General features: G+C 63.2%; 14 protein-coding genes and 1 pseudogene. 10 read left to right on the top strand and 5 right to left on the bottom strand.

Features of this window, described 5'->3' with window-relative positions:
- Positions 1-45 precede the first annotated feature (45 nt).
- The gene (locus QZM15_RS11690; protein WP_060310589.1) at positions 46-612 is read right to left on the bottom strand and encodes a helix-turn-helix transcriptional regulator; all 567 of its coding nucleotides are present in this window, start codon (positions 610-612) and stop codon (positions 46-48) included.
- A 385-nt stretch (positions 613-997) separates the two neighbouring features.
- Between QZM15_RS11690 and QZM15_RS11685 the strand changes: the two genes are divergently transcribed.
- The 3 genes from QZM15_RS11685 (at position 998) to QZM15_RS11675 (ending at position 3,928) form a co-directional block, all read left to right on the top strand.
- Complete coding sequence (locus tag QZM15_RS11685) at positions 998-2,401, top strand: HdeD family acid-resistance protein (RefSeq protein WP_302106428.1); 1,404 nt, start codon at positions 998-1,000, stop codon at positions 2,399-2,401.
- A 96-nt stretch (positions 2,402-2,497) separates the two neighbouring features.
- The gene (locus tag QZM15_RS11680; protein WP_302106427.1) at positions 2,498-3,070 is read left to right on the top strand and encodes a hypothetical protein; all 573 of its coding nucleotides are present in this window, start codon (positions 2,498-2,500) and stop codon (positions 3,068-3,070) included.
- Between the two features lie 126 nt (positions 3,071-3,196).
- Positions 3,197-3,928: a ribonuclease T2 gene (locus QZM15_RS11675; RefSeq protein ID WP_006498851.1), complete on the top strand. Its 732-nt coding sequence runs from the start codon at positions 3,197-3,199 to the stop codon at positions 3,926-3,928.
- A gap of 156 nt (positions 3,929-4,084) precedes the next feature.
- On the opposite strand, the gene QZM15_RS11670 is transcribed toward QZM15_RS11675, so the two are convergent.
- Entirely contained in the window at positions 4,085-5,614 is a 1,530-nt protein-coding gene (locus QZM15_RS11670; RefSeq protein ID WP_302106426.1) for an FAD-dependent monooxygenase, read from the bottom strand.
- Between the two features lie 145 nt (positions 5,615-5,759).
- On the opposite strand from QZM15_RS11670, the gene QZM15_RS11665 reads away from it, so the two are divergent.
- Positions 5,760-6,437 (top strand): TetR/AcrR family transcriptional regulator, encoded by a 678-nt coding sequence (locus tag QZM15_RS11665; protein ID WP_302106425.1) that lies wholly within the window; start codon positions 5,760-5,762, stop codon positions 6,435-6,437.
- Between the two features lie 47 nt (positions 6,438-6,484).
- Here the strand turns inward: QZM15_RS11665 and QZM15_RS11660 are convergent, their stop codons facing one another.
- Complete coding sequence (locus QZM15_RS11660; protein WP_302106424.1) at positions 6,485-7,120, bottom strand: isochorismatase family cysteine hydrolase; 636 nt, start codon at positions 7,118-7,120, stop codon at positions 6,485-6,487.
- 711 nt (positions 7,121-7,831) lie between these two features.
- Between QZM15_RS11660 and QZM15_RS11655 the strand changes: the two genes are divergently transcribed.
- The 4 genes from QZM15_RS11655 (at position 7,832) to QZM15_RS11640 (ending at position 20,368) form a co-directional block, all read left to right on the top strand.
- Positions 7,832-9,538 carry a ShlB/FhaC/HecB family hemolysin secretion/activation protein gene (locus tag QZM15_RS11655; protein WP_302106423.1) on the top strand — a complete coding sequence of 569 codons (1,707 nt, stop codon included), beginning with the start codon at positions 7,832-7,834 and terminating at the stop codon, positions 9,536-9,538.
- Between the two features lie 78 nt (positions 9,539-9,616).
- Positions 9,617-10,519, top strand: a complete 903-nt coding sequence (locus QZM15_RS11650; protein ID WP_302106422.1) for a hypothetical protein — start codon at positions 9,617-9,619, stop codon at positions 10,517-10,519.
- A gap of 72 nt (positions 10,520-10,591) precedes the next feature.
- A complete protein-coding gene (locus QZM15_RS11645) occupies positions 10,592-20,119 on the top strand; it encodes a hemagglutinin repeat-containing protein (protein WP_302106421.1) in 9,528 nt (3,175 codons plus the stop codon).
- A 6-nt stretch (positions 20,120-20,125) separates the two neighbouring features.
- A complete protein-coding gene (locus QZM15_RS11640) occupies positions 20,126-20,368 on the top strand; it encodes a hypothetical protein (protein WP_302106420.1) in 243 nt (80 codons plus the stop codon).
- Between the two features lie 142 nt (positions 20,369-20,510).
- Here QZM15_RS11640 and QZM15_RS11635 read toward each other — a convergent pair whose 3' ends face one another.
- Positions 20,511-21,281: an IS30 family transposase gene (locus tag QZM15_RS11635; protein ID WP_302106419.1), complete on the bottom strand. Its 771-nt coding sequence runs from the start codon at positions 21,279-21,281 to the stop codon at positions 20,511-20,513.
- A complete protein-coding gene (locus QZM15_RS11630; RefSeq protein ID WP_302106510.1) occupies positions 21,281-21,481 on the bottom strand; it encodes a helix-turn-helix domain-containing protein in 201 nt (66 codons plus the stop codon). Before QZM15_RS11630 ends, QZM15_RS11635 begins: the two co-directional genes overlap by 1 nt.
- Between QZM15_RS11630 and QZM15_RS11625 the strand changes: the two genes are divergently transcribed.
- Together QZM15_RS11625 and QZM15_RS11620 are read left to right on the top strand one after the other, a co-directional pair.
- Complete coding sequence (locus QZM15_RS11625) at positions 21,393-21,578, top strand: hypothetical protein (protein ID WP_302106512.1); 186 nt, start codon at positions 21,393-21,395, stop codon at positions 21,576-21,578. The two genes, QZM15_RS11630 and QZM15_RS11625, sit on opposite strands and share 89 nt — an antisense overlap.
- Positions 21,578-24,214 (top strand): annotated as a pseudogene (locus QZM15_RS11620) (hemagglutinin repeat-containing protein); the annotation flags it as partial. The gene QZM15_RS11625 and the pseudogene QZM15_RS11620, both read left to right, overlap by 1 nt.
- Positions 24,215-24,234: the final 20 nt, after the last annotated feature.

The raw sequence follows: 24,234 nt of genomic DNA, 5'->3' as shown, positions 1-24,234 counted from the left end.
CGCCGGCCGGACGCGCTTCGTCCACGCATGAAATATGCGGGTGCGTCAGCGCGCGTCGAGCGTTTCCACGAGCCGCACGGCCGAGCCGTCCGACAGCGTCATCCGCGTCCACCGGCACCGGCTGCCGCGAATCGGCACGACGCGCGACGCATTCGCGCCGGTGTCGAACTCGACGCTCGGCGGCCCCGCGCGGTCGTGCCAGCCGAGCGGATCGAGCGCGGCTTCCATGCGGACGATTTCCGGCGTCGCGTAGCGCCACAGCGACGTGCCGAGCAGTGCCGAAAGCGGCTGCGAGAATTCGGCCGCACGCGCCGGCGAGCTGGCCAGCAGCCGGTGCGTGAGGTCGCACACGAGATGCATGCGGCCCGCGCTGCCGGCGATGAGCCGCGCGAGCGCGTGGTCGCCCGCGGAGTCGAGGCGCGCGGCGAGCAGCCGTTCGGCCGTTGCGCGCTCGTCGGGCGACATCTGCTGAAGGCCGGCCTCCCAGCGCGAGATCGTCGATTGCGCGACGCCGAACAGTTCGGCTGCGTGGCTTTGCTTCACGCGGTGCAGCGCGCGCCAGCGCCTGAGTTGCGGGCCGAGCGGCGGGGGATGGAGCGGGGAGGCGGGCATGGTGGTGCTCCGGTCGATGCTGCCGTCGCGCGGCGCACGCGGCGCGACGGCTACGCCGTCCGTGCGGTTCGCTTCAGTTCAGTGGCTTTCGCCCTCGGAAGCCGGATTCTCGCGTATCCGCCGCACGTTGTCGAACCGGAAGTTCGCCGCGGCAGCGGGCGGCCGCGCGTGGTCGCGCCGGTCGAAAACGTTTTCGCGGTGCTTTCACCCGGCTCCGTCATATCTTATTATTCGGCCAGAGCGGCGCGTGCCGGCCGCTATCGGTCATGTCGACGGCATGACGCGCCGGCAACGATGACCGCCATCCGGCAGGCGCGTCGCACCATGCGCGGCCGAAACGACCGGGAACGCGAGGCCGCGCGTATCCCGAAAAAACGAGGGCGCAATGGTACGACTGGTGTTGCTGCTGCTGGGCATCGAATATCTGCGAACCCGCTGGCGCGGGCTGACCGTGCTCGGCTGGCTGTGGGTGGCCGCGGGCGTCGGCATTTTCATCGACGCGCTCGACGGCGCGCTGCATTTCCCGATCGAGCTGTTCGCGTGGCTGTTCCTGATCGAAGGGCTCGCGACGCTTGCGGTGGCCGGCAGCGGGGTCGGCGGGCAGCGCATCCTGCGCTACGTGAAGGGCGTCGCGGTCGTGGTGGCCGCGGGGCTCGTGTTCGCCGGCCATCATCACGGCCACTTCCTGCTGTCGATGATCTTCGGCACGCTGTTTCTCGTCGACGGGCTGCTGCAGTGCACGTCCGCGTGGATGGTGCGCTATCGCCGCTGGCACGTCGCGTTCGCGTGGGGCGTCGTCGAGATCCTGCTGGCGATCTTCTTCTTCCAGCCGTACCCGACGCACTACGCGGGCACCGTGCCGTACTGCCTCGGCCTGCTGCTGATGTTCGGCGGAATGCACATGCTGAGCCTGGCCGCACGCGTGCGCCGGCTGACGCGCAACCCGGCGTTCGCGACGTCGCCCGCGCCGGCGCTCGCGCCGGATCTCGACGATGCGCAGGGCCTGCCGCAGTTCGCGCAATCCGAATGGGACGGCCCGCCGGCCGACGGCGAGCGGGCGCTCACCGTGCACGTATGGACGCCGACCGGCACGTCGAAGGCCGAAGCGCAGCGCTATCCGGTGATCGACCGTTACATCGCGGCGGTGGACGTCAACGGCGTGATCTCGACCGGCCATGCGGCGCTGGAATCGCCGGAGGGCATCTACATCAGTCTGTATCCGGGCGTCGAAATCGATCGTTCTCCGGACGAATTCACGCGCATCCTGCGTGCGACGCGCGAGAACGACGTGCCCGGCCTGTTCCAGCCCGACTATGCGACCGAGTCGAAAGCGTGGTGCCCGTCGACCGTGCGCGTGCGCATCCGCAACTACGATCCGGCCAAGCTCGACGCGTTCTGGTCGTCGTACCGGCAGAACACGACGTACAACCTCACGCACCGCAACTGCTCGAGTACCGTGTCGAATGCGCTCGAGGCTGCGCTCGACGGTGCGGTGTGGCGGCTGAAGGGCGAGCGGGCCGGGTGGGGCGCGTTCGTGCGGCTGCTGTTCACGCCCGAGCTGTGGGTGGCCGCGCAGATCCGCAAGCGCGCGGTGACGATGGCGTGGACGCCCGGCCTCACGCTCGACTATGCGCGCGCGCTCAGCATGCTCGCCGATCCGCGCCCGTTCGCATGGTGGAAGGTCGCGCGCTCGGCGGTGAGCGCGATCATGGCGTCGCGCCGCGCGTGGCGCGAGCAGGACAGCGCGGCGTTGTCGCCTGGCGGATCGGAGGCGGCGTCGATGAAGTGAAACGCGTGGCGCCGGCCGCGGGCCCGGCATCACAAGGGGCGCTTGCGCACGGCCCGGCGAGATTGTCCGCCATCAGCACCCACGGATGACACAACCATGAACGAGACGAGGGCGTTCCGCATCCTGATTCCGGCCGCGCTGGCGCTGGCGAGCGCGGGCCTCGCGCAGGCGGACACGGACGAAGTGCTGCGCATGAGCGACGACGTGTACCGGACGTCGGTGTCGTTCTGCTCGAACGTCGCGGCCGCCGAGAAGATCGCATGCCAGGGCGACATGATCGCCGCGGGCAGCCGGATCGTCGCGGCGATGGGCGGCCTGCCGCCGGCTTCCGCCACGGCGATCGACGAAGGCGCGCGCAACAGGCTGCCGCTGGAAGAACGCAACGGGCTCGCGCCCGTCGAGCCGGGTGCGATCGACAAGGACGACGATCTGGCCGGCCTCGCCGGCATGGTGCGCCTGTGCGACGTGTACGAGCCCGAACCGGCGTCGCGCGCGCGGCACCATGCGGCGCTGAAGCAGAAGGCGCCCGATGCCGCGCCGCGCGTCGAGGCGTTGCTGGCCGACGCGTCGACGGCGGCGCGCCGGCGCGTCAGCATCGGCGTGTGGCAGATTCTCGCGCTCGAAGGCCCGCAAGCATCGGCGCGGGCGTGCACGCAGCTCGGTGCCTGAGCGATCCCGCCTTCTTTCGTGCACCTTCACATTCGTGCCACGTTGCGGCAGCAACAATCGCGAGCAGACATTCGACAACCTTGCGGCGCATCCCGCGCCCGCAAGCCCTTTCCGAGGAAACACGCCATGCTCAAGACGCTCGCCCGCGCCGCTGCCGCACTCGCCGTCGCTTCCGTTTCACTGCACGCCGCCGCGCAGACCAGCTACGACTACCTGTTGCTCGCCGCATCGTGGGAGCCCGGCTTCTGCGCGTCGCACGACACGCCGGAATGCACGAACCTCGCCGGCTCGTATGCGGCGACGAGCCTGTCGCTGCACGGGCTGTGGCCGAACCGCTACGACGGCAACCAGCCGTTCTACTGCGGCGTGCCGCAGAACGACATCGATCTCGACAACGCGCACCAGTGGTGCAGCATGGACGCGTACCCGATCAGCAGCGCGACCCGCAACACGCTGTCGACGTACATGCCGGGTGTTGCGTCGTGTCTCGACAAGCACGAATGGTTCAAGCACGGCACCTGTTCGAATTCGGCGACGCCCGATGCTTACTGGAACCAGGCGTCGGGCATGATCAGCCGGTTGGGCAACACGTCGTTCAACGCGTTCCTGCAGGCGAACGCGGGCAAGACGGTCACGCGCAACCAGTTGCTGTCGGCCTTCGAAGGCGCGTTCGGCAGCAACACGCGCAGCGCGGTGTCGCTGAAGTGCACGAAGACGAACGGCGTGAGCTATTTCACCGAAGCGTGGATCGCCGTGAAGACGAATGCGACCGCGCAGTTTCCGAGCGCGGCGTCGCTCGTGACGGATGGCAATACGCAGGGCACGTGCCCGACGTCGGGGGTGTTTATCGCGAAGTGAGGCGGACGCGGCTGACGTGCGCGATGTCGCGCACGTCGCGGGTGGTCCGGGCTGCGGCAGGGCGGATCGCGTGGGCGTTCGAGAATGTCGGGCGTGCCGTCGATGGCGCGCATGGAGATTTGTCGGTCGGCAGCTTCCTGCGTCGGGCGGCGGCGCTCAATTTGCCGCGCGCGGCGTGCCGAACCATCGTGTGAGCGCATGCGTGGCGGCGTCGATGTCCGCGTCCACGTCGTCTTCGCACGCCCAGGCGACGAAACCGTCGGGGCGCACGAGCACCGCGCGCAATCCGAGCCGGTCCTTCGCGTCGCTCGCGATATAGGCGATGCGGTCGCGCCAGCGGTTTGCCGTCGCGTGAAGCGGCTGGTTCGCATCGAAGTTCAGCAGCACACCCTTGCCATGCCTCGCGCGTTTGCCGAGCCGCGTGCCATCAGTCAGTTCGAAGTCCGGAACGCTGCGGCCCACGAGCGGATGGCCGCCGCCGAGATCGTACGCGAGCGACACGCCCCACAGGCGCTCGGCGAAGTACGTCGCGCCGTCGCGCGTATCGACGAGATCGCGCATGATCGCCGCGAGCGCGCGCGAACCCGAGGACGGCCGCATCAGCGCGACCTGCGCACGCGACCAGTCGAGCACGCGCGCGCCCACCGGATGCCGTTCGTCCGTGTAGCTGTCGAGCAGGCCCGCCGGCGCGTCGCCGCGGATCGTCGCGGCGAGTTTCCAGCCGAGATTCATCGCATCGCCGAGCCCGAGATTGAGCCCTTGCCCGCCGAGCGGCGAGTGGATGTGCGCGGCATCGCCCGCGAGCAGCACGCGGCCGTTGCGATACGTCGCAGCCTGATATGCGCGGTCGGTCCACGTGGCGGCGAGCCGAAGCGTGGTCAACGTGACGCTGGCGCCGGACACGCGACGCAGCACGGCCTGCGCATGCTCGCGCGTCACCGGCCCGCTGCGATGGAACGCACCGCCGTCGAACTCCACCAGCGCGACGGTACCGGGCGGCGTGTACGTGTACATGCCCGCCGGCGTGTAGTGACGGCCCGGCGGCAGCGCGCGCGGATCGGCGAACCCGGCTTCGATCGAATAGCCGGTGAATTCGGCGTCGGTGCCGGTGAACGCGAAGCCGCCGGCCTTGCGGACCGCGCTGCGGCCGCCGTCGCAGCCGACGAGCCAGCGTGCGCGGAAAGTCTCGCCGCCTGCGTACAGCGTGACGCCATCGTCCGACTGATCGAAGCGCTCGACGGCAAGACCGCGCCGAATCTGGACGCCCGTTGCGCCCGCACGGGCGGTCAGCACGGATTCGACGCGCGCCATGTCGGTCGCCATGTGCGTGCCGGCCGGGCCGGGCAGGTGGTACGGCCACCGCGACGCATCGATGTCGTCGTGGAAGAACTGGATGCCGGCGAAATGGCCGGCCGGACGACGTGCTTGCTGCATCCAGTGCGCGGTGTCCTTTGCGTGGGCCGGCAGTGCGATGCCGTCGAGCAGGCCGCGACGGTAGAGCGCGTCGATGGTCGGCGCGGACAGGCCGCGCATACCGAACGGCAGACGCTTCAGCGGAGATTCGGGATCGTCCGTCTGCTCGACCACCAGCACGGACACACCGGCGAGGCGCAGCTCGCATGCGAGAAACAGGCCGACAGGGCCGGCTCCGGCAATCACGACATCATGGGTCACGGGCGGATTCATCGGTGGCTCGGTTTCAGGCCAGGGCGGCCCGGTGTGATCGAGAAGGCGGTACCCCCGGCATCGCGCCCGCTTCGGAAAAGTAATGGAACGGTGTTCCATCGGCGCGATATTGGAACGATGTTCCAGATGTGTCAAGCTGACGCGCATGAAAACCAGCAACCGGACCGAGCGGCGCGCGGATGCGTTGTCGAAAGAGCGGATCGTCGAGGCCGCGATCGGGATACTCGACCATGCAGGCGAGGGCGCGCTGACGTTTCGCTCGCTCGCGGCACACCTGGCGACCGGAAGCGGCGCGATCTACTGGCACGTCGCCGACAAGGACGACCTGCTCGCGGCGGCCGCGGATCAAGTGATCGCGGCTGCGCTGACGGACGTGCCGACGGAGCATGACGGCGATGCGGCGCACGCGCTCCGGCGCATCGCGCTGCGTCTGTTCGACGCGTTCAGCGCGCATCCGTGGGTGGGGGCGCAGTTGTTCCGCGAACCGTGGCAGCACGCGGTGCTGCGGATCCTGGAGCGCGTCGGCGGGCAGCTTCAGGCGCTGGGCGTGCCGGAGTCCGCGCAATTCGACGGCGCGTCCGCGCTGATGCATTACATCTTCGGGCTGGCCGGCCAGTACGCGGCCGGCGCGCGGCTGCATCCGCGCGAAACGGGGCAGCCGGAGATCGTCGCGGCCGTTGCCCGGCGGTGGGCGCAGCTCGATCCGGCGCAGTACCCGTTCGTGCGCAAGGTGGCGGCGCAATTGGCCGCGCACGACGAGCGCGCGCAGTTCCTCGCTGGCATCGATCTCATTCTGGCGGGAATCGGGGCGGCGGCTCGGTAAGCGGCGTCCGGCGGACGGTTCCGAACGGCGGTGCCACGAGTCCGTCGTTACGCCAGCAGCCGCAGCGCATCCGCGAGCGACAGCACCGTCGTGCGCGATTCGAACGCGGTGGCGAACAGATGCTCGTGGACCACCGGGTCCGGGTCGTAGCAGCAATCCTTGACCGTGTAGAGGCGGAAATCGGCGTCGCTCGCGTGAGCGATCGACGACAGCATCACGCCGGTCGACGCGATGCCGACCATGATCAGCGTATCGATGCCTCGTGCGATCAGCCTCGCTTGCAGATCGGTGCCGAAGAAGACGCTCGCGCGGTGGGCGACGATCAGCGGTTCGTCGGGTTGCCGGGCCAGTTCGGGACACGGGCCGTCGTCGATGAACAGGCCGAGTTGCTTGATGCCCTGGCCGTTCTTGTTCAGCGGGCTGACTTCCGGATAGCCGGGGCTGAAGCGGAGGTTCGCGAACCAGACGCCGACGCCGGCCGCTCGTGCGGCGTCGCATAGCTTGCGCGTATTGGAGAGCAGCTCGGCCGCGACCGACGGGAAGAGGCCGAGGATGTCGGTCTGGTAATGCATGACGAGCAGCGCGGTTCTGGATGGCGCGACGGCCGGGATCGACGCGGATGCGCCGCTGTGCGCGTGTACGGGGGAAGAAGCGACGAGTTCCGATGCGTTGTCTTGATCCATGCGTGGCGTTCTCCGGTAATCGCTGCGGAAGGTCGGACACCCAAAACCGATTCGGCCCGCTCAGCCTTGAACAGTACATCGGCGGAGCGGCCGCAGCTGGCCGTGTTCGGGAAAGTGATATGTGTCTCAAAAATTCTACATTCCGGAGCCAAACAGGGCGTTTGGCGAAAGTCGTGTTGCAAATTGGAGACGTTTAGTATCGCACGGACGTCTACTGTCACTTGTCGATGATCAGTGGATTAACGGCGGTGAGGAATGTCAATCGTCCAGATTTTGATATTTCCTATCTCAGTATTAAGGGTGGTTTTTGGGATTTTCGTAAGAACGATGAAGTCTCGCAGGGCGATTCCACGGAGATGTGCCCGGTACTCCTTGTTGATTTGCGAGTGGTCTAAATAAATCAATGATTTATTGAGTTGATGTGGGGGCGATGGCGTCTCTTTTGCCTGACGGTCTCCCTAGGGGGACTGCTCCATTTTTGGATGCGTGATTTTTATTGGATAACCTTTTCGAAGTGTCAATTTTTCGCTTTTTAGAGGGATGGACCTGTGCATATCTGATTGGAGTATGCCGCGATCGCCGACCATGCAGCCACGGCGGGTGAACATTCACGGCTGAGGATATTGGTACGGCATTGCAATTCCTGACACTGTGCTTTCGAGTGTTTTGATAAATTGCGGCGCGAGAGACCAATCATTACGCGGCTAACAAGTGAAGAAACGAGAAACTTCGGCAGCGTTGATTTCGGCGTTGGCGAGCGTTTCTGCATTCGCGCAAGGGATTCCGCCGTCCGAGATCACGTCTGGCCCGCAAATCCAGCGTTTGCAACAACAGCAACTGGACGCGACGAAGGAATTGAATCCTCGTCCGACCGTCCTGACGCCGACGGGCGAGAAGGCATCGACAACCGGCGTCGACAACTTGCCGCTCGATAATCCGTGCTTTCCGATCAAGGCAATCGCATTGGAAGACAATGCGTTCGCATGGCTTGCGCGTTTTCTGCAACCGGTCGTCGGCCAGTGCGTCGGCAAGGCCGCGCTCAAGCAGATTCAGGACGCGGCCAATAACGCACTGATCGACCGTGGCTACGTGACGTCACGCGTGCTCGTGCCAGTGCAATCGCTGCAAGCCGGAACGCTGACGCTTCGTGTGGTTCCCGGGCGGATCAGCGACATCCGCGCCGGCAAACCGACGATCGGCTGGACGCGCGCGGCATTGCCGGCATCGGCCGGTGCGTTGCTGAATCAGCGCGACATCGATCAGGGCCTCGAGAACGTGCGTCGTCTCCAGTCACAGTCCGATGCGACGTTCGACATCGCACCCGGCATGAATCCGGGCGACTCGGAGCTGGTGTTCCATCCAGGCACCGGCAAGCGCTGGCATGCCGTCATCGGCGCGGACAACGCAGGTCTCGATTCGACCGGCAAGTACGAGCTGTCGGGCTCGTTCACCTTCGATTCCCCGTTTCACTTGTACGATCAACTGCAGATCGCAGGCACGACGAACGCAAACATTGGCGCATCCGCGAAGGGGAATCAGTCCGTCTCCGCGAACTACAGCGTGCCGATCGGTTACGCGATGCTGACGCTGAACGCGAGCCGCTCGCGGTACAAGCAGACGGTCGCGGGTTTTGACGAGCCGATCGAATACAGCGGTGTTCAGTCTCAACTTCAGGCTGGGTTGTCCGGCGTGATCTATCGGAACGCGCACGCGCGCACCGAAATTCACGGCAACCTGTTCCACAAGATCAGCCGCAACGCGATCGACGGTGTCGACATTCCGGTGCAGCATCGCGACATCATCGGTTACGAACTGGGTATCGCGCATCGCCAGTACATCGGCAATGTCGTGCTCGACGGCTCATTCGCGTGGCGCGCATCGTTGCCGGGCGTCTCCAGCCATTCGGGCACGGTGGTCGGCACTCCCGACTTCAACGGCAAGACGCAGGTCGAACTGGCAAGCCTCGGCGCTCAAGTTCCTTTCAGGATCGGCAGTCAGGCGTTCTCGTACCAGTTCGGCTGGAACATGCAGAACGCACGTACGCCGCTGACCCCTTCCGACTATTTCACGATCGGCACGCGTTACGCGGTGCGCGGCTTCGATCAGCAACTGACGCTCGCCGCCGAGAGCGGCTGGGTGGTTTCCAACGAACTCGACTGGTACGTGCCGACGTCTGTCGGTACGCAGGCGCTCTATGCCGGCATCGATGCCGGGCGCGTGCGAGGACCGGCCGCGCAATACCTGCTCGGCGAAACGCTGGTCGGCGCCATCGTCGGCATGCGCGGCAATCTCGCACCGAAGAACGTGCTCGGCGCCGCGCTGAACTACGACGTATCGCTCGGCTTCCCGTTGTCGAAGCCGGACGGATTCAAGACGGGGTCGCCGACGTTGCTGTTCCAGGTCAGCACGTTGTTCTGAGCGTAGCGGGGCGGGCCGAGCGGGGCGTCGATCTCGACTCGGTGTCCTGTTGATCGTCAATCAGAAGAAGGAGGAACCATGCAGCACCGGTACGAGAAGCATCGGCTTTTGCAAGCCGCGACGGCAACGTTTGCGGTGGTGGCGGCGCTTGGCCTGAGCGCATGTGGTGGTGGTGACGACGGTGGTGGCGGTGGCAGCGCGGCATCGAATGGCGCGTCGTCGAACGGAGCGCCGTCGGGTAGTGCGTCGTCTTCGACGGGGATTCGCGTGGAAGGGCAATCCCAATCGATCTCGAGCCAGGTTTCGACGGTCCGCATTCTGATGCCGCCCGCATCGTGGAACGGTGGACAGATGCCGAACGGGAATTACACGCTCAGAGCCCTGTCCCAGCCGACCGCGTCGCTCAAGGAGCAGGCGCCAGGCGCCTATGTCGCGATTCCCTACGACTCGTCGGGCACGATCAAGACCCTGACCAAAGGCACCGTGACGGATCTCGCCGGCAATGGCGACATCGCCATCGGCCGCTGGACGGACGGCGCCGATTCGGCAGGTGCGACGTACAACGCCAATCAGGGGCAAGTATGGGCAATCGGTGTGCCGGTTGCGATCGATACGACGTCGCCCGTGCAAATGCAATGCTCGCTGGCCTTCGCAACGCGTCCGACGTCGACGGACGGCAATACGGCGCCGGGTTCGCTGAATGGCGCCACGGCGACGCTCACGAGCGGTACCGACACCTTTGGTCATCCGGCCATCGACTACACGCTGAATCTGCAGTACTCGATCGGCAGCGACCAGAACCAGTCGTTCGTTGGAACCTCCGCGATTGGTCTGGCGGAGCTCAGCTCGAAAACCAGATCGGCGCTGATGAGCACGGTCATGGGCACGGACGCGAAGCAACCGTATCTGGTGGTGTCGTACGGCATCCCGGCCGCGACGACGGGCAACATCAACGGTCTGGCGGCACTGAGCTGCAAGTAACGTGAGTAGCGGCCGGTCATTCTCGCGATGCGTGGACGGCCGGCTCGACATGCATTCAAGAATAAGACGATCATGAATTCCGGAATCTTTCGCTTGGTCTTCAGTGCCGTGCGCGGCATGCTGGTAGCGGTTGACGAATACGCATCGGCGCACGGGGGCGGTGAACGCGCTCGCGTGCGGCCAGCCACTCGACCCGTGTCGGTGGATTCCGGAATCTCGATCTGGTTTGCGGCACGCGCAACCGCGTTCGCCGCACTGTGTACGTTCGGCATGCAGCCGCTCGTCGCCGAAGCGCAGGCAACGCTGCCGATCACGCCCGATCGAAGCGGTCCGACCCATCCGGTCGTCGGGGTGTCGGCATCGGGCGTACCGCTCGTCAACATTACCGCACCGAAGAACGGCGTCTCGCTGAACAACTTCACGCAGTACAACGTCGGCACGAAGGGGGCCGTGCTGGTCAACAGCGGCCGGGATTCGCGGACGCAACTCGCCGGCTGGGTGCAAGGCAATCCATTCCTCGGCAACAACGCCGCGCGCGTGATCGTCAACCAGGTCACGTCGGGCAACCCCAGTCAACTGCTCGGGCCCACCGAGATCGCCGGTAATCGCGCGAATCTCGTGATCGCGAATCCGGCAGGCATCACCTGTGCGGGTTGCGGCTTTCTGAATGTTCCGCGTGTCACGCTGACGACCGGCGTGCCGACTTTCAATCCGGATGGCACGTTGGCAGGTTTCAACGTGACGCAGGGGCAGATCGGCATCGCCGGTGCGGGGCTCGACGCGCATGGCAGCGCGATCGACCTGATCGCACGCGCGATGACGATCAACGGCCAGGTGTGGGCGGATTCGATCACCGCGGTGGCGGGGGCGAACCGGGTCGACTATGCGAGCAACACCGCGCAGGCGCGGAACGGTACCGATGCCGCGCCGGGCGTCGCGATCGACGTGCAGGCGTTGGGAAGCATGTTCGCCAATAGCGTCCGGATGATCGGGACCGAGGCCGGCGTGGGTGTGCGAGATGCCGGTTCCATCACGTCACTGACTGGCGATATTCAAGTCTCGAACAACGGCGATGTGACGATTGCGCCGACGGCGCGTCTTCAGTCGGCCGCGAATACCCGGATCGATGGCGCCAACGTCGCCCAGCAAGGCACGATTGTCAGTACGCAGGCCACCGATCTGAACGCGTCTCGGGCGCTGTCGAACGCCGGAACGATTTCGTCGGCCGGCAACACGAACCTGACAGCCGCCACGTCATTCAACAATAGCGGGCAGGCATACGCGGGCGCGGATTCCGCAGGCAATCTCGTCGGCGGTGGCTCCGTCACGGCGCGCGCCGCGAACGTGACGAGCAGCGGCACACTGGCAGCGGGCGACAACGTCAATCTGTTCGCCAACGACGTCACGCTCGACCACGGAACCGTGAACGCGGCCAGCGCGGTCAACGTCACGACGAATGGTACGTTGTCGAATGTCGCCGGCACGATGAGCGGACAGAACGTGACACTGAGTGCGGGGCAACTGGTCAACGACTCCGGCACCATCAGTTCGCACAGCCTCGCGAACGTAACCGCGCAATCGGTTTCGAACCGGTCGGGGACGTTGGCGGCGGACGCACTGTCCCTGAACTCGGCCGGCGCGCTAGACAATACGCAGGGGCACATGACTGCGCGCACGGCGCAGATCGCCGCAACCGACCTCACGAACGTGGCCGGCGAGATCGGCACGTCGACGGGCGCGTTGACATTGACGGCGACCGGGAACGTGTCGAACGACAACGGGAAGCTCGCGGGCGGCAATGGTCTCACGCTGACGGCGAATGCGGTTTCCAACGCACAGGGCCAGATCGGCTCCGTGGCGGGCGATACCTCGCTCGACGTCACGCAATCGCTGAACAACGCAAACGGCAAGGTCGCGTCCGCGAACGATCTGTCGATTCACACGGCCCATCTCGACAACTCGGCTGGATCGGTGAGCGCACACGCCGCACGGATTACCGCGACCGATGTCGTCAATACGGGCGGCAAGATCGGCACCACCGATATGCTGACCGTGACGGCGACGGGCGCGGTCTCGAATGAGTCCGGCGCGATAGTCGGCGGCAATGGTCTGTCGGTGACGGCAAACAGCGTTGGCAATGCGGCGGGTACGATCGGATCGGCCGCCGGCGACACGGCGCTGCGTGCGACGAAGTCTCTGACGAACGTTGGCGGTACGGTAAGTTCGGCCAATGCGCTCGTCGTTGCAAGCGACACGATCGACAACTCGAACGGCAGTATGACGGCCGTGCGCGGCGTACAGGTCCAGGCGGGGGATCTCGTCAATGCGGGCGGTCAGATCGGGTCATCGTCTGATGCGTTGTCGTTGACCGCAACCCGCACGGTGTCGAACGATAGCGGCAAGCTGGTGGGGGCGAGCGGGCTGTCCGCGACAGCCGGCATCCTCAATAACCGTGCAGGCCAGATCGGCGCGTCCAACGGCGACATGACGCTGATCGTCTCGCAGGTACTCGACAATACCCAAGGCAAGATTACCGCTGCCGGTGCGCTGAACACGCAGGCCGGCACGTTCGACAATTCGCAAGGCGCGGTTTCAGCGGACGCAGCGAAGCTCAATGTTGCAGGCGCATTGACGAATGCAGGCGGCACGATCGCGACGACACACGACACGACCGTGGCGGCGCAGACCGTGACAAACCGCGGTGGCACCATCGGCTCCGTCTCCGGCGCATTGTCGGTGGCGACATCCGGTACGACGGACAATGCGGGCGGCAAGCTGCTGGCCTCGGGGGACACGACGCTCACCAATTCCGGCTTGCTGAACTCGGGCGGTACGATCACGGGGGCGAACGTCACGCTCGCGTCCGGACAAGGTGCGATCGACAACACGCTCGGCAACGTGGCGGCGAGCCAATCGCTGACGAGCCGTTCGGGGGCGTTCGATAACCGGTCGGGATTGGTGCAGGCGACGGGATCGGTCGATCTCGATACGCACGGCCAGACGTTCGACAACGGCATACTGGCAGGGCAATCCACGGGTGGTCAGGTTCTCGGCAATGGCGTCACGCTGACAACGGGAGCGCTGAGCAACGCAGGTGGTGCGATTTCGTCGAGCGGTGCGGCAACCGTCAACGCTGCTTCCGTGACGAACGATGCGGGTTCGCTCGTGGCGGACGGCGTACTGACGGTGCGAAGCGCCGGTACGGTGTCGAACGTGGCCGGCCAGATCGGCGGCAACAGCGATGTCACGGTGTCCGGTACGACGATCGATAACACGCGCGGTGCCATGCATGCGCGCGGTGCGCTGTGGGTGACGGGCGATACGATTCGCAATGCGCAGACTGCCAATTCAACGCTGCCGACCACCGCAGGCGTGCCGGGATTGACTGCCGGGATGGAAGGCGCAAGCGTCACCCTTGATGCGAATCAGGCGATCGACAATACGTCCGGCTCGATTCGAGCGGACAGGAATGCGAAGCTGACCGCACCGATCATCGACAACACGTCGGGCAGCATCCAGTCGAAAGGCTCTGCAACGTTGACGGCAGCGAATACGCTGGTCAACAGCCAGGGCGACATCAATGGTGGTCAGCAACTGACGGTCTCGACCGGGACTTTGAGCAACGACGGCAAGCTCCAATCATCGGGCGACGTCAACGTAACGGCGCAAGGCGATCTGACCAACGCCGGCCAGATCGTGGCCGGTCATGATCTGACGACCACGGCCGGCGGCACGCTGGACAACAGCGGCACGCTGTCGGCGGGCAATGTCGCCAATGTGAGCGCCAATTCGATCCGGAACCGTGCGACCGGTGAGATTATCGGTGGCAACGCGACCAACATTCACGCGAACCAGTCGATCACGAACGAAGGTCTGATCGATGGCGGCACAACGACGGTGACGGCCGGGGACACGATCACGAATGCCGGTGGCCGGATTTACGGCGACACGGTCGCAGTGGGCGCGAACACGGTTGTCAACGACCGGAATGCCCAGGGTGTCGGTGGCGTGATTGCTTCTCGCGGTGACCTCGACATCGGGGCGCAGACGCTCATGAACCAGAACAACGCGCTGATGTACGCGAGCAACGACATTCGTGTTGGCGGCGCGCTGGACGCGAACCATCAGGCAACCGGTGCTGCGCAGACCGTGACGAACAACGGCGCGCAGATCGACGCCGGTCGCGACGTCACGATCGGTGCAAACCGGTTCGAGAACCTGAATTCGAACTTCCAGACCACGACCGTCACGACCGACAGCGGGAATCAGCTTTGGTATCAGGTGCCGGGCTCGACGGAGAAGATCGACCCGTCGACGGTCTACCTGTACCAGAAGAACAGCCAGGAAATCCATCCGGGCACGGATTACCAGTGGGCGCTGGACGACGATCAGAAATTCATCCTGCTGCCGTCGACGAAATATCCGTTTGCCGAGTATGCGAAGTACACGATGAACGGGGTGGCGGGCAAGATCGATAACACGGCGTATGCCGCAATCAACTTTGGTGGGGGCGGCGCAGCTACACAAACTGGTGCGTATCGGACGGTCCCGGCTGACATCTGGGCGACGTTCGGCGTAGCGCCGCCGCCGGACGCGAATCCGGCATGGATGACGTCGGGGCCATTCGCCATGACTGCGGGTGCTGGACTGGTTACTGGCAGACGCGGCGTTGGCAGCGATTGGTTCGCGATCAAGCCCCCTACTGAAGCTGATGTGACGGGCGCAAAACCGCCTCCCTTCAGCCCACCGAGTCCTTCATGTCTGACCTCGACAAACGCGGCATGCGCACCGTTCCAACAGTGGTACAAGGCGACCGTCGCGGCCTACCAAAATCTGAATCAGGCGCTCGTTGGGTATAACGGGGATGTCGCGAGCCGGCTCGTCCAGACCTATACCGTCTACACGGTAGACGTGAAATCGACCAGGGACGTGGTAACGGCTTCGCAACCCGGCACGGTTACCGCTGGCCGTCATATCACGATCAACACGCCGTCCGGCGTCAACGACAAGAGCCAGATCGTGGCCGGCGACGGCAACCATCCGAGGAACGTGCAGAACATCGGCGCGGCCGGTACTGAAACGTTCACGGGCTCGGGCAAGGCGATCTATACCTGGGTGCAGTCCGGCGGGGCCTTCAGCGGTGACGAGCGCGCGACCTCGACGACCAACTACTCGCCGGCTATTCCGTCACAAACGATCGATCTGCCGGTGGTGCTGGCCGATCCGGGCAAACCGTCCGATCCGATCAAGAGCGTGGCGGCGGCGACATCCGCTGCGCAGGGCGCAAGCGGTACGGGCGTGACGCCAGTAGCGGGCAAGGAAGTTGGCGGGCAAGTGTTGGTCGGCTCGGGTGTGTCGGGCGTCGGCGTCGGGACCGTATCGGCCGTGAAGGCCAATGTCGGCGATGTAGTCGTGCGCACGGTCACGCCGAATACGCGCCTGCCGAACAACGCGCTGTATCGGGTGACGAGCGACCCGGGGAGCCACTTCCTGATCGAGACGGACCCGCGCTTTACCGATTACAGGAAGTGGTTGTCCAGCGACACGATGCTGGATGCACTCAAGGTCGATCGGAATACGGTCCTCAAGCGCATCGGCGATGGCTTCTACGAGCAGCAGCTCGTTCAGCAGCAGATCATCCAGACCACCGGCCAGCGGTTCATCGGTGACTATACGGACAATCAGAAGGAATACGAAGCGCTGATGGCGAACGGCGTGAAGGCGTCGCAGCAGTTCGGGCTGAATGTCGGCACGGCGCTGACCGACGCGCAGATGGCTGTGCTGACGAGCGACATCGTGTGGCTCGTGAATCAGACGGTGACATTGGCGAACGGCAGTCAGCAGACGGTGCTGGTGCCGCAGGTATATCTGCGCGCGAACGCGGCGGACGTGACTGGCGAAGGCACGATCATCTCCGGCAAGAACGTCACGGTCGATGCCAACGGCGCGTACAAGAACTCGGGCACGATCGCTAGCCGCAACGTCACGATCATTCATGCCGATTCGATCGACAACAGCGGTACGGTGTCGGGTGGAACCGTGCTCGCGAGTGCGAACCAGGACCTCAATAATCTTGGCGGGTTGATTCAAGGCAACACCGTAGCGCTGTCGGCTGGCCGCGACCTCAATCTGACGAGCACGACCAGCTCGGCGAAGGCCGCGAATGGCAGCGCGACCGGCATCGACCGTATATCGACGGTCAATGCGGGTACGCTTCAAGCCGTCGCCGGCCGGGATCTGAACGCCAATGCGGCTGTGATTGCGACGACCGGCGATGCCGTGCTCGCAGCGAACCACGACGTCAATTTGAATGCGGTTCGCCAGAGCAGCCAGGATGCGGTGAAGTGGGATGCGCGCAATCATGCCGAGCATTCAGCGTCGATCGACACGGGCACGCAGATCGCGACGGGCGGCAATCTGGCGATCGTGGCGGGCCATGACGTGAATGCGACGGCCGCGTATGCGAATGCGCAGGGCGCGATTGGCGTGAGCGCCGGGCACGATGTCAATCTGAATGCCGGTGAACAAAGCGCGAGCGCGAACGACGAGCACTATCACAAGGAAAACGGCTTCCTGTCGTCGAAATCGACGCACACGATCGATTCGAGCAGTTACACGAACGCGGTGGGCACGACGTTGTCGGGTAACAGTGTCGCGGTGCAGGCAGGCAATGACCTGACGGCGAAGGCCGCGACGATTGCGGCAACCAACGATGTGAGTCTTTCCGCGGGTCACGACCTGACGGTTACGACAGGGGACACGGCCTCGAGCGAATATCACTACAAGGACGTGAAGAAGTCGGGCCTCGGCAGTGCGGGCGCGGGGATTTCGTACGGCACGAACCAGACCATCGATACCAGCCGCGACACGGTGAAGGGTTCGCAGGGCAGCCTGATCGGCAGCACTGACGGCAGCGTGTCGATGGTAGCGGGCAACAAACTGCACGTGACGGGCTCCGACATTGTTGCGGGCAAGGACGTGACGGGCATCGCGAAGGAAGTGACGATCGATGCGTCGCAGACCGACCGCCATCACGAAGAAACGCACGAGGTGAAGAGTTCGGGTTTCACGCTGGCGGTGAAGTCGCCGGTGATCGATGCAATTCAGAACGTGAATCAGCAGGCGCAGGGTGCGGGCGGCAGCCAGGACGGACGTGCCGCCGCGCTCCATGTGATTGCGGCGGCCGGCGGCATGGCTGATCTGGTCGGCGCGACGGGCAATATGACCAAGGCATTGAGCGATCCGAACGGCAAGCCGGAGGCGAAGATCGAACTGAGTTTCGGCTCGTCGCACAGCAAGACGACATTCACCGAGGACAGCAGGCAGAACAACGGCAGCAGCGTGAAGGCGGGCGGTACGGCAGCGTTCGTCGCGACGGGCGACAAGAACGCGGGCCAAGGGAACGTGACGATCCAGGGATCGGACGTGAACGCGAAGGACGTGCTGCTGCAGGCGACGAACAAGGTCAATCTGGTCAACAGCACGGATACCGACAGCACGCGCAGCACGAACGAATCGAAGAGCGCGAGCGTGGGGGTGTCGTATGGCACCGGCGGATTTGGTGTCTCGGCGTCGATGTCGCGTGCGCACGGCGATGCGAATTCGGATGCGGCGACGCAGAACAATACACACGTCAACGCGAGCAATACGGCGACGGTCATCAGCGGCGGCGATACCAATATCGTTGGGGCAAACGTCAACGCCAACAAGGTGATTGCGGATGTGGGCGGCAACCTGAATCTCGCGTCGGTGCAGGATACGAGCCGCAGCGAAGCCCACCAGAGTAGTTCGGGCGGCGGGTTCAGTGTCAGCCAGGGTGGTGCAAGCGCCAGCGTCAGCATGCAGAACGGCCATGCGAGCGGTAACTATGCGGGTGTGAACGAGCAGGCGGGGATTCAGGCCGGGGACGGTGGCTTTGACATCAACGTGAAGGGCAATACGGACCTGAAGGGGGCGTATATCGCGAGCACGGCGACGCCGGACAAGAATCAGTTGACGACGGGGACGTTGTCGTTCTCGGATATTCAGAACAGTTCGAGCTACAACGCGAGCAGCTTCGGGCTCAGTGCCGGTGGTGGTGTGGGTGATGGGGGCAACAATTATGCGACGCACGGGCCGACGAGCGGGAAGAATACGGGTGGCGGTCAGCCGTTGTATGTGAGCGAGAGCGACAGCAGCAGTGCGAGCACGAAGAGCGCGATCAGTGCCGGTACCATCACGATCACGGATCAGGCGAGCCAGAAACAGGACGTGGCGACGCTCAATCGTGATACGTCGAATCTGAATGGCACGGTCAGCAAGACGCCGGATTTGCAGCAGGTGTTGAGCAATCAGTCGGATTTGATCAACGCGGCGCAGGCGGCGGCGGAGACGATTGCAAAGCAGATTGGGAGCTACGCCGATAAGAAGCGGGAGGAGGCGCAGACGCACGCAAACAACACGACCGATTCGACGCTCAAGGCACATTACCAGCAGGAGGCCAACAGTTGGGCCGAGGGTGGTGACAATCGTGTTGCGCTGCACATTGCCGGCGGTGCGCTGACGGGTGGGTTGACCGGCGGTGGCTTGGGTGCGGTTGGTGGCGCTGCCGGTGCTGGTGTGTCGGCGAAGCTCGCTCCGCAACTGAATGAGATTGCGCAGTCGATCAAGGATGCGGGGCCGACTGGTAACGCGAACGTCGATGAGCTCCTGGGGAACTTGACATCGAATGTGCTGGCTGGTGGAGCTGGGGCGTTGGTCGGTGGCGGGACTGGGGCGTTGACCGGGGCGAGTGCTGATCGGTTTAATCGGCAGTTGAATCAGGACGAGCGACAGTGGGCGAAGGATAGGTCGAGAGACTTCGCGAAGTTCTACGAGGACAAGACCGGTCAGAAGATAACGGCTGAACAAGCGCAGAATATGTTGCTGGCGAATGGTTATCGTTTGGTGGATGCGGTGGCCAGCAAGGGGCCGGGCGGTGATCAGGTTGCGGTGGCTTACATCAGCAGCAACGCGGGCGGGTTGTTCCAGACGGATCAGTACTACAACGATCCGTTCAAGTATGGGAACAAGAATGGATCGTTGACGCCGGAACAGAAGGCGTTGCCAGGACATGAGGCACATCCTCAGTTGGGCATGGCAGCTGGGGCTGCTGCTGGGCTGACGACGCTTGGGGCAGCAGCGCCGGTGGTAGCAGGAGCATGGGCGTTGGGAGCGGCGTATGACTATGCAGGAGATGTGATCAGCCATGCGATGGGGTTGTCGATTGATGCACCAAATGTTGGGAAATCGCTGGTTGTGGGTGGAGTGGCAGGAGCGATGACGCCGTTCTATCTACCGCTCACTACACTGAGTACTAGCACGACAGGAAAGATCGTCGTTGCTGGCTATAACGCGATTGTTGGTGGGACAGCTTCGTTTGGAGGTGCTGCTTTGAAAAATCCGAGCGGGAATCCTGATCTATCGGGTGCGTTGGGTACAGCGGGTGGATTTACGGGAGCGGGAGTGCAATATATCCTCCCGGGTGGTATCGGTAGATTTGTAAATCAGTTCATACAATTCTCGTTGGGGCCGATACAGTCGGCAATTGAGGCTGCTAAAAATAAGCCAACCGATAAGTGAGTGAGAATGAATCTGACAGACAAGAAGCGAACCTTGTTTAGACGTTTCGCTATAGGTTATGCATCGCTGCTTTCCTTGCCGCTAATAGCATTGGTCTTCTCTTTGGGTAAAGGAGCCGGCTGGAAACCTGTCATTGTTGGGTTGCCGGCTTTCTTGACCCTTCTGATTGCAGCTACCTACCAATTTATAAAAGAGTTGCGTGCGTTGAATCGAGAGGGGGAAGAGGAGTCTCTCTCTGATGGAGAATAGTCGCGTCGAACGCGGCTGTTGCCGGGTTCGTGGCGTAGTCGTCATGGGACGGCTGGCGCGCCGGAGATGCAATGCAGACGGTCGGGCGAGATGGTGATCGTGGTGGGGATAGTCGACGGAGAAGAGTCGGCGGTCTCAAGAATCAAGTGCAACGTTTAGCCAATCCGGCGGCAGCCAATTCCATCGCCATAGCCTCTTCAGGGGTTTTCCAGTTGAGGGTTTGGCGAGGGCGGCCGTTCATCAGTTTGGCAATGTCGTTCAATTGCATCTGGGTGACGCCTGACAGGTCGGCCCCCTTGGGCAGAAACTGGCGCAGCGGGCCGTTGGTATTTTCGTTGCTGCCCCGTTGCCAAGGGGCGTAGGGATCTGCGAAACAGATGTCCAGATTCAGTCGTTCAGCCAACTCGACATGGCAAGTCATTTCCGATCCACGATCGTACGTCAGGCTCTCACGCAGAAAGGCAGGGAGTTTCTTCATCTGGCGCGTGCCCCCCTCCAGTGCGTCCTGGGCCGTACAGCCATCCATGCGGCACAGCACGACGAACCGCGTCTTGCGCTCGACCAAGGTACCGACGCAGGAGCGATTGAAGGCGCATTTGATGAGATCGCCTTCCCAATGACCGGGCCATTGGCGCGTTTCGATTGCCTCGGCTCGATGGACGATGCGCGGGTCTTCCGGTACAAAGCTCTTGCGGGCCAACGTTTTGCGCGCGTTGCCGCGCACCGGCTTCTCCTGGCGCAAGGCCTCGATCATCGCCTGCTTCAAGCCGCCGCGGGGATGGGTATAAATCGCCGCGTAGATCGTTTCATGACTGACGCGTTGCTCGGGATTATCTGGATGCATCTCGCGAAGTCTGGCAGCAATTTGCTGGGCGACCAGCGCCGATAAACCAGATCGTGATGTACTTGCCACTACAGCGCGCTTCCTGTTGCCAGCTTCACCTGACGCCGACTTCGCTCGCGGCGCGCCCGGTAGGCTCTGGCCGCGCTCGTGGCGTCATAACAGCGAGACGATTCCGTACGATTGCGTGCCAGCACTCGCGTGATCGTCGACGCGCTGCGACCAAGCAGCCTTGCAATCGCCCTGACGCTCGTGTTTCTGGCCTTCTCGATCATGATCGCCGCGCGCTTTTCGGCGCTCAGATGCTGGTATTTCGTCATTGCAACACCCTACCTCATCAACGGTGTTGCACTTGAAACGAGAGTCTAAGCAACGGCAGCAGCGTGAAGGCGGGCGGCACGGCGGCGTTCGTCGCGACGGGCGACAAGAACGCGGGCCAAGGAAACGTGACGATCCAGGGATCGGACGTGAACGCGAAGGACGTGCTGCTGCAGGCGACGAACAAGGTCAATCTGGTCAACAGCACGGATACCGACAGCACGCGGAGTACGAACGAATCGAAGAGCGCGAGCGTGGGGGTGTCGTATGGCACCGGCGGATTCGGTGTCTCGGCGTCGATGTCGCGTGCGCACGGCGACGCGAATTCGGATGCGGCGACGCAGAACAATACACACGTCAGCGCGAGCAATACGGCGACGATCATCAGCGGCGGCGATACCAATATCGTTGGGGCCAACGTCAACGCCAACAAGGTGATGGCGGACGTGGGCGGCAACCTGAATCTCGCGTCGGTGCAGGATACGAGCCGCAGCGAAGCCCACCAGCGCAGTTCGGGTGGCGGGTTCAGCGTCAGTCAGGGCGGTGCGAGCGCCAGCGTCAGCATGCAGAACGGCCATGCGAGCGGTAACTATGCGGGCGTGAACGAGCAGGCTGGGATTCGGGCCGGGGACGGTGGCTTTGACATCAACGTGAAGGGCAATACGGACCTGAAGGGGGCGTATATCGCGAGCACGGCGACGCCGGACAAGAATCAGCTGACGACGGGGACGTTGTCGTTCTCGGATATTCAGAATAGTTCGAGTTACAACGCGAGTAGCTTCGGGATCAGTGCCGGTGGTGGTGTGGGTGATGGGGGCAACAATTATGCGACGCACGGGCCGACGAGCGGGAAGAATACGGGTGGCGGTCAGCCGTTGTATGTGAGCGAGAGCGACAGCAGCAGTGCGAGCACGAAGAGCGCGATCAGTGCCGGTACCATCACGATCACGGATCAGGCGAGCCAGAAACAGGAAGTGGCGACGCTCAATCGTGATACGTCGAAACTGAACGGGACGGTTGGCAAGACGCCGGATTTGCAGCAGGTGTTGAGCAATCAGTCGGATTTGATCAACGCGGCGCAGGCGGTGGCGGAGACGATTGCAAAGCAGATTGGCAGCTACGCCGATAAGAAGCGCGAGGAGGCGCAGACGCATGCAAACAACACGACTGATCCGACGCTCAAGGCACAGTACCAACAGGAGGCTGATAGTTGGGCCGAGGGTGGTGGCAACCGCGTTGCGTTGCATATCGCAGGCGGGGCGTTGACGGGAGGGTTGACTGGTGGTGGGTTGGGCGCAGTTGGCGGGGCGGCAGGTGCGGGCGTGTCAGCCAAGCTTGCCCCGCAACTCAATGAGATTGCGCAGTCGATCAAGGATGCGGGACCGACTGGTAACGCTAACGTCGACGAACTGCTGGGAAATCTGACATCGAATATGCTGGCAGGCGGAGCTGGGGCGTTGGCCGGTGGTGGGACTGGGGCATTGACTGGGGCGAGTGTGGATCGCTTCAATCGGCAGCTGCACCAGAACGAACGCGATTGGGCGAAGTCGAAGTCCAAGGATTTTGCGGCGTTTTATCTGCAACAAACGGGTAAGTCGATTAGCAACGAAGAGGCCTATCAAAAGCTACTTTCATCCGGCTACGCACTGGTAGACAACTTTGCTAATAGCACTGGCGGCAGCGATGAAAAGGCCAAACAGTTTATTGTTCAAAATAAGTCGGCAGGACTCTTCGAGGCAAGTTCGAGCGAACGTAATAACCCGCTTCTCGGTGGAAATGCTGATGGTTCGTGGACTCCCGAGCAACAAGCCCGTTTCGGCACAAAAAATCCCGGTGCCTCAGCACAGCAGCAGTACGCAGAGGCAAGCAAGATTGCGGGGCGTCAGTGCTCTGATCCCAATGCATGTAGCTCGAAAGTTGGTCAGATTACTGCTGCAATTCAGGCGCTTCAGCAAGAAAAGGTTCTCTATCAGGACGATCCAATTAAGACGCAGCAGCTTGAGTCGAAAGAGATTAAGCTACTTAATAGCATCACGAGCGCTGAATGGAAGCAGGCTAGACTTGCGGAAGCTGATGCATCAACACTAGGGGAAGTGCTTGGCTTTGTCGGGGCGCCAACCCTCGTGAAGGATATAGCCGGCGCACTTGCACGATCCCGGGCTGTCGGCTCGAAGGCAGTGGTCTCGGTTGGCCAAGGAGCAAGTTCCGATGGTGGAAGTGCGGGCGGGTTGGCGTCCGAGACGAATTCAATGGGGCGCAATGGAGATCGCGTTGTTATCGATCAGAGGTATATTTCGAATGTTGGCGATGTCGCCTGCGGCCCTACTGCTTGTGCGATGGTGATGAATGACCGAGGACAATGGGCCAACATTTCTCAAATAGCTAAAGACGCAAACCTTGGGCCGGGATGGGGCACGGACGTTGTCGGGCTGTCGAGCGCGCTGCAGAAAAATGGGTTGAGTTCGGCTAGATGGGCTGTCGGTGCGTCTGTTGACGACTTGGCTGCAGCTACGTCGCGAGGAAATGCTGCAATTGCGCACGTTGACTTGGATGTCGGCGGAGGGCACTTTGTTGTGGTGGACGGAGTGACGACACGGTTGGGGAACTCCGTTGTTGCAGTCAGAGACCCTGGGACCGGGACGCAGTACTTTGTTCCCGTTAAAGAATTCTCTAAGAAATTCACGGGGCAAGTTGTTTATACGCACTA

It is taken from the genome of Burkholderia sp. AU44665, from assembly GCF_030504405.1.
Taxonomy (GTDB): Bacteria; Pseudomonadota; Gammaproteobacteria; order Burkholderiales; family Burkholderiaceae; genus Burkholderia; species Burkholderia semiarida.
Note: the sequence above shows the minus strand (reverse complement) of the source record. Positions and strands in the feature narration are given on the sequence as shown.

What these genes read in the sequence shown, in the direction of transcription:
- QZM15_RS11690 (WP_060310589.1), bottom strand. Translation starts at nt 612, where the DNA reads ATGCCCGCCTCCCCGCTCCATCCCCCGCCGCTCGGCCCGCAACTCAGG.
- QZM15_RS11685 (WP_302106428.1), top strand. Translation starts at nt 998, where the DNA reads ATGGTACGACTGGTGTTGCTGCTGCTGGGCATCGAATATCTGCGAACC.
- QZM15_RS11680 (WP_302106427.1), top strand. Translation starts at nt 2,498, where the DNA reads ATGAACGAGACGAGGGCGTTCCGCATCCTGATTCCGGCCGCGCTGGCG.
- QZM15_RS11675 (WP_006498851.1), top strand. Translation starts at nt 3,197, where the DNA reads ATGCTCAAGACGCTCGCCCGCGCCGCTGCCGCACTCGCCGTCGCTTCC.
- QZM15_RS11670 (WP_302106426.1), bottom strand. Translation starts at nt 5,614, where the DNA reads ATGAATCCGCCCGTGACCCATGATGTCGTGATTGCCGGAGCCGGCCCT.
- QZM15_RS11665 (WP_302106425.1), top strand. Translation starts at nt 5,760, where the DNA reads ATGAAAACCAGCAACCGGACCGAGCGGCGCGCGGATGCGTTGTCGAAA.
- QZM15_RS11660 (WP_302106424.1), bottom strand. Translation starts at nt 7,120, where the DNA reads ATGGATCAAGACAACGCATCGGAACTCGTCGCTTCTTCCCCCGTACAC.
- QZM15_RS11650 (WP_302106422.1), top strand. Translation starts at nt 9,617, where the DNA reads ATGCAGCACCGGTACGAGAAGCATCGGCTTTTGCAAGCCGCGACGGCA.
- QZM15_RS11645 (WP_302106421.1), top strand. Translation starts at nt 10,592, where the DNA reads ATGAATTCCGGAATCTTTCGCTTGGTCTTCAGTGCCGTGCGCGGCATG.
- QZM15_RS11640 (WP_302106420.1), top strand. Translation starts at nt 20,126, where the DNA reads ATGAATCTGACAGACAAGAAGCGAACCTTGTTTAGACGTTTCGCTATA.